Source organism: Novosphingobium sp. (assembly GCF_030699305.1).
Taxonomy (GTDB): Bacteria; Pseudomonadota; Alphaproteobacteria; order Sphingomonadales; family Sphingomonadaceae; genus Novosphingobium.
Genome location: NZ_JAUYNB010000009.1, coordinates 1 through 1183 on the forward strand (window position 1 = coordinate 1; position 1183 = coordinate 1183).

At 59.1% G+C, this 1183-nt stretch carries 2 protein-coding genes; one reads left to right on the forward strand and one right to left on the reverse strand.

Annotation, left to right across the window (positions count from 1 at the left end):
* Positions 1 to 19: 19 nt before the first annotated feature.
* On the reverse strand, positions 20 to 289 hold the full coding sequence (locus Q8Q53_RS02725) for a hypothetical protein (protein WP_305700217.1): 270 nt from the start codon (positions 287 to 289) through the stop codon (positions 20 to 22).
* Positions 290 to 401: 112 nt separating this feature from the next.
* Between Q8Q53_RS02725 and Q8Q53_RS02730 the strand changes: the two genes are divergently transcribed.
* A protein-coding gene (locus tag Q8Q53_RS02730) for an IS5 family transposase (protein WP_305700218.1) occupies positions 402 to 1183 on the forward strand; the annotation gives its coding sequence in 2 pieces (ribosomal slippage) (positions 402 to 726 and positions 726 to 1183; 783 coding nt in all).

A 1183-nucleotide genomic window follows, 5' to 3' on the forward strand; every position in this document is an offset into this window, starting at 1 on the left:
CTAGGCGGCGTGGACAAATTCAGCGCAGGTTTTCTACGCTCACCAGCTTAATGTCGCCGTCGAAGGGCTCGACGTATGTGCAGATGTTGTCCGAGAACTCGTCCATCAGATTGAGCCCTTCGGGGTCATAGTCGTTCTCGGCGACCAGCCTCAGCTTGCAGTTTGCATAGGTGCAACTGACGTTGTGTTCATGCGGATAGTGAAGCCGAAACGCTTCGGTGATGTCGCGCGCCGCTTCGTCTCCCGCTGCGGCGGGAACATCATGGCATTCTAAAGTGATGCGATACATGTGTCGGTGCTCCGGGTTTTGCGAACCTATCGGCAAACAGGGCTGACGGGGAAGCTGAAATGATTGACGAGGCGTGCGAGGATTGATTCAAGGCTGCTTTTTGGAGGCAGGCTTGAGCAGGGGCGATCTCACCGAAGCTGAATGGCGCGTTTTGAAGGACTTGTTGCCAATTGAACCCGAGAACCGTGGTCGCGGTAGGCGTCCCGAGCACAACCGGTCAATCATCAACGGCATACTCTGGCGGCTTCGTTGCGGTGCTCCTTGGCGAGATGTGCCGCCCAAATACGGCAGCTGGAACACCATCTATCGCCGGTTCCGGAGATGGAGCGAGGCCGGGGTCTGGGAGACCGTAGCTGTGACGCTTGCTGAAGTCATGGCAGATAGCGGCCACTACAGCATCGACAGCACTACAGTCCGCGCCCATGTCTCGGCAGCGGGCGGAAAAGGGGGACTCATCGACGCGCTCTTGGCCGCTCGCGGGGCGGGTTCACCAGTAAGCTTCACTGCTTGGCTGATGCCCTCGGACGACCGCTCGCATTCCATCTGACGGTCGGCGAGGCGGCAGATTGCAAGGCCTATGACGCCCTGATCGACCTGCCCGAGCGCGCACCTGACGCTTTACTCGCCGACAAGGGCTACGACGCCGACGCAATCCGTGCCGACCTTGCCAAACGGAAAATCGAGGCCGTCATTCCGGGCCGGTCAAACCGTCGCGTGAAAATCGAACATGATCGGGCGCTCTACAAGCAGCGCAATCGCATCGAGCGCATGTTTGGGCAGCTCAAGATCAACCGCGCCATCGCCACCCGATACGATCAACTGGCCAACAGCTTCCTCGGAATGGTCCATATCGCCACCGCCAGATACTGGCTCAAATTTGTCCACGCCGCCTAG